Origin of the sequence: Streptomyces sp. NBC_01788 (assembly GCF_035917575.1) — a bacterium.
Lineage (GTDB): Bacteria > Actinomycetota > Actinomycetes > Streptomycetales > Streptomycetaceae > Streptomyces.
Window position 1 is genome coordinate 7,317,934 of sequence record NZ_CP109090.1, and the last position, 14,906, is coordinate 7,332,839.

Consider the following 14,906-nt stretch of genomic DNA (forward strand, 5'->3'; position numbering starts at 1 on the left):
GTGGAAACGAGCAACGAGACCGGGCTGACGGCTGTTCGGATCCTGCACCGGCTGCTGGCCGAGGTGCGCCCGGACGGAGCGGAACCGCTGCCGCCGGGCGGACTGGCCGACTGGGGCCTCACCTCGCTGGCACTGACCCGGCTGTGGGCCGGCGTGCGACGCGAGTTCGGCCTCGACCTGCCGCCGGCCCGGCTCGCGGCCGCCACCCTCGACGAGCTGACCGCGATGGTGGCGGCGGACACCGCCGACACCGCCCCGCGGCCGGCCGCCGCGGTCCGCACCGACGAGCGGGAGCCGTTCCCGGTCACCGACCTCCAGCAGGCCTACCTGGTCGCCAAGGGCACTGACCTGGGCGGCGAGGCGGTCGGCTGCCACCTGTACCGCGAGTTCGCCGTCCCCGACCTCGACCCCGGCCGGCTGCGTCAGGCCTGGCAGGACCTGATCGACCAGCACGGCATGCTTCGCGCCGTCGTCGACGACGACGGCCTGCAGCACATCCGTCCGGCGGCCGACGACTGGCAGATGCCCGTGCACGGACCCGGCGGCGCCGAGGACCGCGACACCGTCCGCGCCCGCCTCTCGCACCGCTGCTACCGGCCCGGCGAATGGCCGCTGTTCGCCATCGAGGTCACCCGCACCGGAACCGGCCCCGACATCGTCCACCTCAGCCTGGACACCCTGATCACCGACGGCCACGGCTACGCGGTGCTGCTCCAGCAGTGGCACCAGCGCTACCACCGCCCGGAGCAGCCGCTGCCGACCGCCGGACCGTGCGTCGCCGAACTGGTGCCCGCCCTGCTCGCCGAACGCGGCTCGGACGCCCACGGCGCCGATCTCGTCTACTGGAACGTTGAGTTGGCCGAGCTGCCGGCCGGGCCCGGGCTGGTCGCCCCGGTCCGCGCGCCCGCCCCCGCCGGCGGCTGCCGCGAACGCCGCCCGCTGGACGCCGAACTGCCGGCCGACCAGTGGCAGGCGCTCACCGCGCGGGCCGTCCGGCTCGGCGTCTCGCCGACCGCCCTGGTGCTCGCCCTGTTCGCCGAGGCGCTGGACCGCCGGGCTCCGCAGCAGCGCACCGCCCTGGTGGTCACCACCAGCAGCCGCCCATACCTGGCCGCCGAGACCCCGTACCTGGTCGGCCCGTTCACCTCGACCGCCGTCCTGGTCCTGGAACGCGAGGCCGACGAGACCCTCGACGAGCAGGCGGCCGCGGTGCACGCCCGCCTCGGCGAACACCTGCGGCACGGCCTGGTCTCCGGCATCGAGGCGCTGCGCGAACAGCGCACCGGCCGGCCCGGGCCCGCCGTCGTCTTCACCAGTCTGCTCGACGTCGGCCCGCCGCCCGGCGTCGCCGGCGGCTTCGGCGCGGCCATCGAGTACGGGGTCAGCCAGACCACCGACGTCGCCCTCGACCACCAGATGTGGGAGCAGGACGGCGCCCTGCGCTACCGCTGGGACATCGACCCCACCCGGTTCGCCCCCGGCGCCGTCGAGGCCGCCTTCGCAGCCTTCGGCAACGCCCTCGCCGCCGCCTGCACCGAACTCGTCGGGGACCCGCGGCCGCCCCGCGCCCTCCAGGAGGCGTACATGGTCGCCCGCACGGCCGCCGGCGACGGGCCCGCAGAGGGCTGCCAGTGCTACCAAAGCTTCGAGGTCGACGCACTCGACCTCGAGGCGCTCGCCGACGCGCTGCGCCGCCTGGTCGAAGGCCACGCGGTGCTGCGCGCCGCCTTCGCCGCCGACGGGGTGACGGACCGTCAGCACGGGCCCGGGCAGTGGCGGATCCCGGTGATCGAGGCCGGCGACCCGGCCGCGCATCCGGCACTGCGCGGACTGATCCGCGAGGAGATGACCAATCAGCCTTTCCCACTTGGCGGTTGGCCGCTGTTCGACCTGCGGGTGACCCGCGACGACAGCGGGTTCTCCGTCGTGCACTGCGCCTTCGACCTGCTGGTCGCCGACGGTCTGAGCATCCACCTCCTGTACCGCGACCTGTGGCGGCTGTACGCCGACCCGGCCGCCCGGCCGGTACCGGCCGGGCCCGACCCGGTCCCCGCGAGCGCCACCGCCGAGCAGGCCCACTACTGGCGCGAGCGGCTCGCCGAACTCCCCGCCGGACCGGAACTCGGCCCGCCCGGCGACCCCGCCCAGGCCGGCCGTGGCCGCACCCGCCTGGCCGGCCGGATCGACGGCTACCGCCAACTGGCCCGCCGCGCTGCCGAGTACGGCCTGCGCCCCGACGACCTGCTGCTCGCCGCGCTCACCCGGGCCGTCTCCAGCCGCACCGAACGGCCCTACGCGCTGCCCGTGGTGCTCTGGCCGGAGACCGCCGAGGCCGCCCGCCCGGGCGAGCACTCCTTCATGACCTGGGTCACCGCCGCGCCCGCCGAACTCCCGCTCACCGCCGCCGCCGCCGAGTACCGCCGCGTCCTCGACGCCGACCTCGCCGAGGGCGGCGCCGGCGGCCTCGGCGAGATGCGCCGCCAGGTGCTCCGCGGCAGCGAGGCCGCCTACCCCGTGGTCTACACCGCCCTCGTCGACCTCACCGACCGGCCGCTGCCGGCCGGCGTCCGCCAGGGCGAATGGCTGACCAGCACCCCCGGCTGCGCCCTGGACAGCGTCGCCGTCGCCGAGGGTGACGAACTGCGCTACTGCTGGGACATCGTCCCCGCCGACTTCCCGGCCGGCCTCGCCGAGCAGATGTTCGCCGCCTTCGAGAACGACCTGCGGCTGCTCGCCGACGACGCCACCTGGGTCGACACCCCCTCCGGCGGGCTCACGGCGGAGGAACGGCACACCGTGCTGTACACCTGGAACGAGACCACCGTCCCGGTGCCCGACGACGGCCCCGTGCATCTGCTGTTCCAGCGTCAGGCCGCCAGCGCCCCCGAGGCGGTGGCCCTGCGCTGGCGCGGCGGCACCATGACCTACGGCGAACTCAACCGCCGCGCCAACCGGATCGCCCACCGTCTGATCGCCGCCGGTGTCGGCCCCCAGCAGCTGGTCGGCGTGCGGATCCGGCGCGGCCCCGAGATGGTCGCCGCCCTCCACGGCATCCTCAAGGCCGGTGCCGGCTACCTGCCGATCGACCCCGCGCTGCCCGGCACCCGGGTCGCCGCGATGCTCGAACTCGCCCGGGCCGTCACCGTGCTGACCACCTCCGACACCCCCGCCGTGCCGCTGACCGACGGGGTCACCACCGTCGAGACCGACACCGACCCGGCGATCAACGGGCCCACCGCCCGCGAGGACGACCCGGTAACCCGCAGCACCCGGGACGACACCGCATACGTCATCTTCACCTCCGGCTCCACCGGCACCCCCAAGGGCGTCCAGGTCGCCCACCGCTCGGTGCGCAACCTGCTGAACTTCTGCCATCGCACCTTCGAGCTGCGCCCGTCCGACCTCGGACTCGCCGTCACCTCGCTCAGCTTCGACCTCTCTGTCTTCGACATGCTCGGCCTGCTCGGCGGCGGCGCGGGCGTCTACCTCGCCGACGAGACCCAGCAGCGCGACCCGGAACTGCTGCTCGACATCCTGCTCACCGAGCCGATCACGCTCTGGAACTCGGCGCCCACCACCCTGCACCAGCTCACCCCGCTGCTCACCCCCGACACCGGCGACCCCGCCGCCGCGCGCCTGCGGATCGTCGCGCTGGCCGGCGACTTCATCCCGCTGTCACTGCCCGGGGCGATCCGCGAGGCGTTCCCGAACGCCGTGACCATCGCCATGGGCGGGCCCACCGAGACCACCGTCTGGTCGAACGTCTACCGGGTCACCACCGTCGACCCCGGCTGGCGCAGCATCCCCTACGGCAAGCCGATCGACAACACCCGGCACTATGTGCTCGACGAACACCTCGAGCCCTGCCCGATCGGCGTCGAGGGCGACCTGTACACCGGTGGCGAATGCCTGGCCGTCGGCTTCTGCAACCAGCCCGAACTGACGGCCCGCCTGTTCCTGCCCGACCCCTTCGTCGACAGCCCCGGCGAGCGGATGTACCGCACCGGCGACCGGGCGCTCTGGCTTCCCGACGGCAATCTGCAGATCGCCGGACGCGGCGACCGCCAGGTGAAGATCCGCGGCCACCGGGTCGAACTCGGCGAGGTCGAGCACCGCCTGCGCGCGCACCTCGCCGTGCAGGAGGCCGTCGCCGTGCTGCGCGACGACGAACCGCCGAGCGGCGACGCCAAACTCGTCGCCTACGTCGTCACCGACCCGGCCGCCCCCGCCGTCACCGCCGCCGAACTGCGCGCGCACACCGCCGACGCCCTGCCCGGGTACATGGTGCCGAACTTCGTGGTGCTGCTGCCGTCCTTCCCGGCCACCGCCAACGGCAAGTTGGACCGCAGGGCGCTGCCCTGGCCGCTGGACGCCACACCGGCCGCCGAGCCCGCGGCGCCGTCGACTCCTGTCACCAATGAGGACACTGAGGCCCCGTCAGCACCCGTACCCGCACCCGTACCCGCACCCGGTCCCTCGGCCGCGAGCCCGGCCCGGCTCGCCGAGGAGATTGCGGCGATGTTCGCCCGGCACCTCGGCGTGGACACCGTCGACCCGGCGCAGGACCTCTGGGAGCAGGGCGCCACCTCCTTCACCATGGTCCAGGTCTCGGCCGGGCTGCGGAAGCGGTACCAGCAGCGGGTGCCGGTCTCGGCGCTGATCTCCGAGCCGACAGCCGCCGGCATCGCCCGGATCCTCGCCGGCCGCCTCGGCCTCCGGACCCGGCCCGAACCGGCCGCCGCCCCCGCCACGCCGGAGCCGGAGGCGGGCCCCGGCGCCGTGGACATGTTCTCGCCGCAGGAGCGGGACGCGTTCAAGGCCGCCGCCTGGAACCTGCGCCGCCCCGCGCCCGGCGCACAGCGCATCGCGCTGCCGGAGACGACGGTCCACCCCGCGTACTACGACTGGCGCGGCAGCCGCCGCGACTACCGCGACACCCCGTTGCCCGCCGAGGCGCTCACCCGGCTGCTCGGCCTGCTGCGCGAGGCCCCCGTGGAGGGCGGCACCCGCCGCCTGTACCCGTCGGCCGGGGACACCTACTCGGTGCAGGCGTACGTGTACGTCAAGCCGGACGCCGTCGACGGGCTGGCCGGGGGCATCTACTACTACGACCCGCGCGGGCACGCGCTGGAACTGGTCAACGCCGAGCCGCGGATCGACCGCGCCGTGCACTTCTACTACAACCGGCCGGTGTTCGACCGGTCCGCGTTCGGGATCTTCCTGATCGGCCAGACCCGCGGCATCGCCCCGCTCTACCAGGAGGTCGCCGAGCGCTTCCTGATGCTGGAGGCCGGGTACATCGGCCAGCTGCTCATGACCGGTCAGGCCGCATGCGGCATCGGACTCTGCCCGGTCGGCACGCTGACCTTCGACGACATCCGCGACCAGTTCGCCCTCGACGACGGCCACGTCTTCCTGCACTCCTTCATGGGCGGCGGCGTCGACCGGACCAGCACCGCCGAATTGCGGCCGCCGTTCGCCGAGCGGCCCGCCCGGGCCGCGGCCGACGAGGAACCGAAGGCCGCCGAGGTCGCAGTGGTCGGCATGGCCGGGCGCTTCCCCGGCGCCGAGGACCTGGGGGAGTACTGGCGGCAGCTCAGCACCGGCCAGTGCGCCGTCGGCCCGCTGCCCGCCGGGAGGGGCGTCGCCGAGGACGGCCGGCTGCCCGCCGGACTGCACGGCGGCTTCCTCACCGACATCGACAGCTTCGACAGCCTGCTTTTCCGGGTCGCCCCGGTCGAGGCCGCCGCGCTCGACCCGCAGCTGCGGCTGCTGCTGCAGACCGTCTGGACCTGCCTCGAGGACGCCGGCCACACCGCCGAATCGCTGCGCGCCGCCGCGCCCCGGGTCGGCGTGTTCACGGCCGCAATGTGGCACGACCACCAGCAAAGCGGCAAGGAGACCTGGGACGCGGACGCCGCCGCCCGGGTCGCCGCCCTGGCCGGTGACATGCCCGGCCGGATCTCGCACTACTTCGGCTTCGACGGCCCGAGCGTCGCCGTCGACACCGCCTGTTCCTCCTCCCTGACGGCCCTCCACCTCGCCGCCGAAGCCCTGCGGAGCGGCGAGTGCGACGCCGCCGTGGTCGGCGCGGTCAACCTGGTCGCCCACCCGTACCACCTCGCCCTGCTCGCCGAGGCAGGACTGCTCGCCGAGGGCGGACCGGTCCGGGCCTTCGCCGCCGACAGCTCCGGCTGGTGCCCCGGCGAGGGCGTGGCCGCCGTCCTGCTGCGCCCGGCAGCGGCCGCCGACCGGGACGGCGACACCGTCCGGGGCGTGCTGGAGGCCACCTGGATCGGCCACGCCGGCAGCGGTGGACGCTTCGGCGTGCCCAACCCGGAGGCGCTGGCCGGCTCGGTCGGCGTGGCCCTAGGCCGGGCCGGGATCACGCCGGCCCAGGTCGACTACGTGGAACTCGCCGTGGCCGGTGCGGGAGTCGCCGACGCCGCCGAACTCGAGGCGTTTGCGGAGGTGTTCGCGGACAACCCGGTGCTGGCCGGGACGGTGAAGCCGAACATCGGCCACCTGGAGTCCGCCTCGGGCCTCTCCCAACTGCTCAAGGTGCTCCTCCAGTTCGAGCATGGCCGGATCGCCCCGACGCTCACCGCCGAGCAGCGCAGCGACCTCGTCGACTGGGACGACCTGCCGCTGCGGGTCCCCGAGCACCTCGTCGACTGGCCGTCAGCCGCGACCGCCCGCCGCGCTGTGGTCAACGCGGTCGGCGCCTCCGGTGCCTACGCCCACGCGGTGCTGCGGGCCGCGACGTCCGCCGCCGCTGCCGACGGGCGCGCGCCCGCTCGGCAGGCGGTGGTGCTGTCCGCGGGCTCCGCCGACGGCCTGCGGCTCGCCGCCGGCCGGCTCGCCGCGCACCTGGAGAACGGCGCGCCGCCGGCTCTCGCCGACCTGGCGTTCACCCTGCAGGACGGCCGCGTCCCGATGTCGCACCGCCTCGCCGTGGTGACCTCCGATCTCGTCGAAGTACGCACCGCACTGGAGGAGTTCGCCGCCGGCCGGACCCACTCGGCGCTGGCGGACGCGGTGGTGAATCCCAGCCGTCCGGTGGCCGAGCTCGTCCCGGCGCACGCCGACGCCGCGGCCGCCGGGTGGCTGCGCGGAGCACCCGTCGCCTGGCACGCCCTGTGGTCGCCCGGCCTCCGTCGGGTGCCGCTGCCGGGCACGGTGTTCGCGGGGGAGGAGTACCGCCTGACCGTGCCCGCGCGCCCCGCACCCGTGGCCGCGCCCGTTGCCGAGGTGGCCGACGCCGTCCAGCAGTACGTGCTCGCCGTCTACGCCGAGGCGTCCGGCATCCCGGTCGAGCGGCTCGACCCGCAGGTGCGGCTGGAGCACTACGGCCTCACGTCGTACGTGGTCGGCCAGCTGAACGCCCGCCTCGCCGAGGACTTCGCCGAGCCCGTCTCCCGCACCCTGTTCTTCGAGCACCAGGACCTGGCCGGCATCGCCGCCGAACTCGCCGCCCGCGCCGACGGCCCCTGGCAGCACGTCAGGACAGAGGCCCCCGGTGGCCGGCTCGAGCCTGTCGAGAACCGGTCCGAGGACACGGCCATCGCCGTCGTGGGCCTGGCCGGCCGCTACCCGCAGGCGGCGGACCTGGACCGGTTCTGGCAGCTGCTGGAGCAGGGCTACGACGCGATCGGGTCGCTGCCCGCCGAACGGCACCGGCCGGGCTGGCCGGTGGACCTGATGTGGGGCGCGTTCCTGGACGGCATCGACAGGTTCGACCCGCTGTTCTTCTCCATCTCGCCGCGCGACGCGGTGCTGATGGACCCGCAGGAACGCCTCTTCCTCGAAGTCGCCTGGGAGGCGCTGGAGGACGCCGGCTACACCCGGGCCCGGCTGCGCGAGCAGCACGGCGGACGGGTCGGCGTGTTCGCGGGCGCGATGTACAACGAGTATCCGTTCCTCGGCGTCGAGCAGTCGCTCGTCGGCCCGGCCGCCGACACCGGCTCCGCGCTCGCGGGCATCGCCAACCGGGTCTCGTACTTCCTGGACCTGAACGGCCCCAGCCTGACCGTCGACACCATGTGCTCGGCCTCCCTGACGGCGATTCACCTGGCCGTCCGCGCGCTGCGCCAGGGCGAGTGCGAGGCCGCGCTGGTCGGCGGCGTCAACCTGTCCGCGCACCCGCACAAGTTCCGCCAGCAGCACCGCCTGCGGATGGCGTCCACCGACCACCGCTGCCGCAGCTTCGGCGCGGGCGGCGACGGCTTCACGCCCGGCGAGGGCGTCGGCGTGGTGCTGCTGAAGCCGCTGGCCCGGGCGATCGCCGACGGCGACCGGATCCACGGCGTGATTCGCGGCACCGCCGTCAACCACGGCGGCCGCACCAGCGGCTACATGGTGCCGAACCCGGTCGCACAGGGCGAGTTGGTGGCCGCGGCGCTGCGCGACGCGGGCGTCGAGCCGGGCAGCATCGGCTACCTGGAGGCGCACGGCACCGGCACCGCGCTCGGCGACCCCGTGGAGATCAACGGCCTGGCCCGGGCGTTCGCCGGGGTCCAGGCGGGGACGTGCGCGATCGGCTCGGTGAAGTCCAACATCGGCCACCTGGAGGCCGCCGCCGGACTGGCCGGACTCACCAAGGTGCTGCTGCAACTGCGGCACCGCAGGCTCGTGCCCTCGCTGCACGCCGAGCAGCTCAACCCCGACATCGACTGGGCACGCAGCCCATTCGTCGTCCAACACGAGGCCGCGGCGTGGCCCGTCCGCCGCACCGCCGACGGCGCCCCGGCGCCGCGCCGGGCCGGACTGAGCGCGTTCGGCGCGGGCGGGGCCAACGCCCACCTGGTGATCGAGGAGTACCTGCCGGAGCCGGCCGCCCAGCCGATCCGCCCGGCCGGCCCGCAGCTGTTCGTGCTGTCCGCCCGCGACGAGCAGCGGCTCAAGGAACTCGCCGGCCGCTGGGCCGAGTTCCTGGCCCGTCCGGAGCTGCCGCCGTTCGCCGACCTCGCGCACACCTCGCAGTCCGGTCGCGAACCGCTGCGCGAACGCCTCGCCGTCATCGCCGCCGACCCGGCCGAGCTGCGCGCGAAACTGCTGCGCTTCCTGGACGGCGACAGCGGCGGCGTGGTCCGCGGCCGCACGCCGGGGGCCGATGCCCCCGCCGGACCGCGCCCCGCCGACGGTTCGTACGGCGACCTGCTCTCGCTCGCCCGGCACTGGACGGCCGGGGGCCGGGTCGACTGGTCCCGCCTGCACACCGGCGACCGGCCCCGTTGGGCCGCGGCCCCCAGCTACCCGTTCGCCCGCGGCCGCTACTGGCCCGAGCCCGTGAAGACCGTGGAGGCCGCACCCGTGCAGGAGCCCGATGGGCGGCAGCCGCTGCTCTTCACCAAGAGGTGGCGCAGCGCCGAGCAGCCCCGGCCCGAGCCGGTGACCAGACGGATCGTCTGCCTGTACACCGACTGCTCCCGGGAGGCCGCCCGGCAGGTGGCCGAGGCCTTCGGACGCGACCGGGTGATCCTGGTCCGCGAGGGCGGACCCGCCGACGGCGACGCCGGGTTCACCGGTGAGCGGGACGCGATCGCACTGCTGGACGGTCTCGCCGACCGGCACCCCGACCTGACCGGCTGGCTCGACCTGAGCGAACTCGACCGCCCCGCCGCCGACCCCGGCCCCTGGACGGCCCGACTCGCCGCCCTGCAGCGCCTGCTGGCCCGCCGTCCCGGCACCCCGCTGCGGATCGTGCACGCGGTGCGCGACCGCGGCGGCGCGGACGGCCGCCGCTTGGCGGGCGTGGTGCGCCTGCTCGGCGCGGAGTACCGCACCGTCCGCGCCACCGTCGTCGAGAGTGACGCCGGGCCCGCCGAACTGGCCCGGCAGCTGCTCGCCGAATGGGCGGGCGGCGAGCCCACCGCCGAGGTCAGGCACTGCGGCGGTGAGCGGCTCGCCCCCGTGCTGGAACCGGTGCAGGCCCCGGCCCCGGCCGAGTTCCTGGCCGACCCGGCCAAGGTCTACCTGGTCACCGGCGGCACCAGGGGCATCGGCGCCGAGGTCGCCCGCCGCCTCGTGGAACGGGGCGCCCGCCGCCTCGCCCTGACCGCCGCCCACCCGCTGCCGCCGCGCCACCGCTGGGCGGCGCCCGAGCTGACGGGCCGTGAGGCGATCGCGGTGCGCAACGTGCAGGCTCTGGAGCGGGCCGGCGCGCAGGTGATGCTGCACGGCGAGGCCCCCTCCACGGAGGCCGGCCTCGGCGCGTTCCTCGCCCAGGTCCGCAGCTCGCTCGGCCCGATCGGGGGCGTGGTGCACTGCGCCGGACTGCCCAGCCGGGGGCGGCCCTCCTTCGTCCACAAGGCGGTCGCGGACATCGCCGAGGTGTTCGAGCCGAAGACGGAGGGTGCCGATCAGCTGGAACGGCTGTGCGCCGCCGACCAGCCCGCGTTCTTCGTCATGATGTCCTCCGCGAGCACCCTGCTGCCCCGCCTCGGTGCGGGCGTCATCGACTACGCCGCCGCCAACGCCCACCTGGAGTACCTCGCCGACAGGACCCGCACCGGCCGCACCCGCTTCCACAGCGTGCACTGGCCGACCTGGCTCGGCACCGGCATGGGCGCCGACCAGCCGGACGGCTGCGCGCCCGCCGGGCTGGACGCGATCACCGTCGAGGAGGGGCTGCGGGTACTCGAAGCCGTCCTCACCGGCACGCTGCCCGCCCAGCTGCTGCCCGCCGTCCCGCTGCCCGGGCGCTTCGACCCGGAGACCCTGCTGCACGCGAACCGCGCGGCGGCAGCGACCGTCGCCGCACCGGCGGCCACGGCTGCCCCGACGCTCGCCGACGCGCCGCCGGACTGGCTGCTCGCGCTGTTCTCCGAGGCGCTGGAGATCCCGCTGCCCGACCTGGACGCCACCGCCCCGTTCTCCGACCTGGGCGTGGAATCGGTGATGCTCGGCGAACTCGTCGAACTGATCGAGCGGCAGATCGGCAGCAGCCTGGAACCGGCCGTGCTGCTGGAGCACCAGACCCTCGAGCGGCTCGCCGAGTACTTGCGGAAGGCCGGACTGGACCGGGCGGCCGTCGACGCACGGTCAGCCCCCGAACCCCTGCCTGCCGCAATGCCGGTGACGAACCCGCAGCCGCAGCCGCAGTCGCAGTCGGCCCCGGTCACGCCGCCTGTCGCATCGCAGGAGCCCGTCGACCGCCGGGTCGCGATCATCGGCCTGGACTGCCGGTTCCCCGGCGCCCCCGACCCGGACGCCTTCTGGGCCGCCCTGGCGGCGGGCCGCGACAGCATCACCGAGATTCCGCCGAGCCGCTGGGACCTCCGGGCGCTGTACCGGCCGGAGCACCGGATCGGCAGCAGCGTCAGCCGGTGGGGCGGGTTCGTCGACGGCATCGAGGACTTCGACCCGGAGTGGTTCGGGATGACCGAGGAGGAGGCCCGCTGCCTCGACCCGGCAGTCCGGCTGGTCCTCGAAGGCACGGTCAACTGCCTCGCCGACGCCGGGTACCGGACCGAGGAGCTGCAGGGCCGCGAGGTCGGGGTGTTCGTCGGCGCCCGGCTCGGCGACTACGGCCGGCGGATCGGTCTGCGCTCCGGGCCGGCCGCGCTCGGCGGCGACCAGAACTTCGTCGCCGCACGGGTCGCCCACCACTTCGACCTGCACGGCCCGAACCTGGTCGTCGACAGCGCCTGCTCCTCCGCCCTCGCCGCCGTCCAACTGGCCTGCCGCAGCCTGCTGGAGGGCGAGTCCGAGCTGGCGATCGCCGGCGGCGTGGACATCTTGCTGGACGAGCGCCCCTACCTGGAGTTCAGCGCCGTGCGGGCGCTCTCGCCGACCGGCCGGTGCGCCACCTTCGACCGGGACGCCGACGGCTTCGTGCCCGGCGAGGGCTGCGGTCTGGTGCTGCTCAAGCCGTTCGGCCGGGCGCTCGCCGACGGCGACCGGGTGCTCGCGGTGGTCGACGCGGTGGCCGTCAACAACGACGGCCGCACCATGGGCCTCACCACCCCGAACCCGGTCGCCCAGGCCAAGGCGATCCGCCGGGCGCTGGCCACCGCCGGGATGTCCGCGGAACGGGTCGGCATGGTCGAGGCGCACGGCACCGGCACGATGATCGGCGACCCGATCGAGCTGCGGGCGCTCACCGACGTCTACCGGGAGACCACCGACGCGCGCGGCTTCTGCGCGATCGGCAGCGTCAAGTCCAACATCGGACACCTGCTCAGCGCGGCCGGCGCGGCCGGCCTGGTCAAGGCGGTGCTGGCGCTGAAGAACCGTCAACTCCCGCCGACCCTGCACTGCGAGAACCCCAACCCGCGCTTCGACTTCGCCGAGTCCCCGTTCTACCCGAACACCGCCCTGCGGGACTGGCCCGACCCCGGCCGTCCCAGGGTCGCCGCCGTCAGCGCCTTCGGGCTCGGCGGCACCAACGCTCACCTGATCGTCAGCGAGCCCGACGAGCCGGCGGTCGCCGTGCGCCCGCCGACCCGCCGTCCGCTGCCCCGGCCGGTCTTCGACCGCCGCCGGCTCTGGCTGGAGGCGCCGGCCGCGCACCGCCCGGCCACCCCGTCGCCCGCACCCGCCGCGCCCGCACCCGCCGCGCCCGCACCCGCCGCGCCCTCCACCGCCGGGCCGGTCCTCGCCGCCTCGATCCTCGACCTGCACTTCGAACCGAACCCCGCCGCAGGGGCCGTCCTTGGCATCCCGGAGAGGACCCACCGATGAGCGACCCCACCATCGACTGTCGACTCGTGCTGCGGCACGGCGACTTCATCATGCAGAACCACCGGGTCCACGGGGTGTCGGTGATGCCGGGAGTCACCTTCCTCGACATCGTGCTGCGGGTCCTCGCGGCCCAGGGCCTGGACCCGACCACCGTCGAACTGCGCGGCATCGTCTTCGCCGAGGCCATCGCCACCGTCGAGGGCAACGACCGGGAGATCCGGGTGGTGATCGGCGAGCCGGTGGACGGCGTCCGCCCAATCACCGGCACCAGCCGCTGGCTGCACGGTGACGAACCCTACGGCGAGTGGCGGGAGAACATCCGCGCCGAACTGCACCCGGCCGGCCCGTCCGCTGTCCCGGACCTCGACGCCGCCGCACTGGTGGCGGGCGCGGTCCGCACCCGGTCGATGGCGGACATGTACGCGCACACCCGCTCCCGGGAGATCGTGCACGGCGCGGCCATGCAGTGCGCCGGCCCGATGCACCTCGGCGCCGACCACCTGCTGGCCGAACTCTCGCTTGTCCTGCCGGAGACCGCCGAGCACCGCGCGTTCCTGCTGCACCCGGCGAAGATGGACGCCGCGACCATCGTCGCGTACGGGCAGCGCGAGATCACCGCCGCCGAGCCGTTCATCCCGATGTTCATCGACCGGTTCCGCGCGCACGGCCCGCTGCACGGCGCGTTCCTGGTGCACGTGCCGCAGCCCGAGGAGCTCACCCCGTCCGGCGAGCTGTTCCGCAGCACCTTCTCGCTGCACGACCAGCAGGGTCGCACCGTCGCCGAGTTCGACCGCCTCACCTGCAAGCGGATCCGTCGCCCCGAGTCGATCCGCGACCTGCTGCTGGAGACCACCGGCGTGCAGCAGCCCGTCGCCACCGCCGGCCCGCAGGCCCCCACCGCGCCCGCCGCCGACTACCGGCACTGGCTGCGCGGGCGGATCGCCCGGATGCTCGACCGGAGCGCCGACACCGTCGACGACGGGCTCGGCTTCTACGACATGGGTCTCACCTCCGTCGACATGCTGCGGATCAGCAACGACCTCGAGGAGGTCGTCGGCTCCGCGCTCTACCCGACGCTGCTGTTCGAACACACCACGGTGAATGGGTTGGCCCGCCACCTGGAGGAGACCTACGGCGCGCCCGCCCTGGCTGTTCCGCGGGCGTCCGCACCCGCCGTACCGGCCCCGCGGGCGTCCGCACCCGCCGAGCCCGCGCGCCCGCACCGGGCGCAACTGCTGCGCCCGGTCTGGCAGCGGGTCGCGCACTCCGCACAGACCGTGCCCACCGACCTCGCCGTGCTCGGCGCCGACCCGGCGCTGCTCGCCACGCTGACCGAACGGGCCGCCGCTACGGGCGCGCTGGTCGTCGAGGTCGACCTCGGCGATCGGGCGCTGCTCGGCGCGCAGCTCAACGCGCTGACGGAGCGGCACGGCCGATCCTGGACGCTGCTGGACGCCACCGGACTCGGCGGGTCGACCGCCGACCCGGCCGAGGTCGCGGTCGCCGCGTGGGCGGCCTGCGCGGCGGCGAGCGAACGGCGCCCCACCCGGGTGCGTGCGGTGCTGTTCGCGCACCGGCAGCAGCCGGAGTACGCGGCGGTCGCCGCGCTCGGCCGCACCGTGACGGCCGAGCTGCCCGCGCTGGCCGTCCGCGCCGTCGAGGTGCCCGCCGCCGCTGGTCCAGCCGAGCTCGCCGCGCTGCTGCTCGCCGAGGCCGCCGACCCGTCCGCGGAGAGCGAGGTCCGGCACGCGGGCGGGGAGCGCTGGGCCCGGCGCTTCCAGGTGGTGGAAAGTCCCGCGCCGGCCGGGGAAGCGGTGCTGCGCGAGCGCGGCGTCTATCTGATCACCGGTGGGGGCGGCGGCCTCGGACCGATGCTGGCCGAGCACCTCGCCCGCACCCGCCGCGCCCGCATCCTGCTGTCCGGCCGCTCCGCACCCAGCGAGGCGCTGCTCGGGCGGATGCGGGAGTGGCAGCGGTACGGCGCGGACGCGCAGTACCGGACCGCCGACGTCACCGATCCCGCCCAGGTTCGCGAACTCGTTGCTGCCGCACACGAGTTGTACGGCCGGATCGACGGCGTCGTGCACTGCGCAGGGGTGGTCCGGGACGGCATCTTCCTGGCGAAGCGGCCCGAGCAGATCCGCGAGGTGCTGGCCCCGAAGATCTTGGGCATCCGCCACCTCGACGAGGCGACCCGCGCCGACCGACCGGACTTCCTGGCC

The 14,906-nt window shown here is 75.1% G+C and carries 2 protein-coding genes (1 of these 2 running past the window's edge); both read left to right on the forward strand.

Translation table 11 applies throughout. The annotated features are described in order from the left end of the window. On the forward strand, window positions 1-12,684 hold the full coding sequence (locus OIE49_RS32630) for a non-ribosomal peptide synthetase (protein WP_326805428.1): 12,684 nt from the start codon (window positions 1-3) through the stop codon (window positions 12,682-12,684). Beyond that, window positions 12,681-14,906, forward strand: the beginning of a protein-coding gene (locus tag OIE49_RS32635) for an SDR family NAD(P)-dependent oxidoreductase (RefSeq protein WP_326805429.1). It continues 19,104 nt past the right edge of the window; only the first 2,226 of its 21,330 coding nucleotides appear in the window; its start codon is at window positions 12,681-12,683; its stop codon lies off the right edge, out of view. Before OIE49_RS32630 ends, OIE49_RS32635 begins: the two co-directional genes overlap by 4 nt.